The following is a 537-nucleotide window of genomic DNA, read 5'->3' as shown; positions in this document are numbered from 1 at the left end:
GGGCAGCAGGGTCTCGGGCGGCTCGCCCAGCAGGTTGGTCATGGCGCCGACCCTACCGACGCGCCGGACGTCCACACCCCGGGCAGACTGGCGCCGTGCCCGAGCTGCCCGAGGTCGAGTCCGCCCGCGCCGTGATCGAGCGCTCCGCGCTGCACCGGCTCGTCGCCGACGTCGACGACTCCGACTCCTACGAGTGCCGCCCGCACGCGCCCGGCGAGATCCGCGACGCGCTGGTCGGCCGCACGCTCACCGCCGCCCGCCGCCGGGGCAAGTCGATGTGGTGCGAGACGTCCGGCCGCGACGGCGACGAGGCGCCCGGCCCGCTGCTCGGCCTCCACCTCGGCATGAGCGGACGCATCCTGGTCGGCGACGACTCCGGCGGCGACTACGTCGGCACGGGACGTCCGGTCCCGACCGCCGAGCGGTTCTCACGCTTCTCGATCACGTTCGAGGACGGCGGCACGCTGCACCTGGTCGACCCGCGCCGGCTCGGCCGGGCCCGGCTCGACCCCGATCTCGACGCGCTCGGGCCCGACG

General features: G+C 76.2%; 1 protein-coding gene. It reads left to right on the top strand.

The annotated features are described in order from the left end of the window. Positions 1 to 95: 95 nt before the first annotated feature. Positions 96 to 537: DNA-formamidopyrimidine glycosylase family protein (locus tag AC2W7G_RS18300; protein WP_485869688.1), on the top strand; the 442-nt coding region annotated here is incomplete at its 3' end.

This window comes from Aeromicrobium sp. PFPM2_SD2 (genome assembly GCF_057364525.1).
This window is presented reverse-complemented; position numbering and strand designations above follow the sequence as displayed.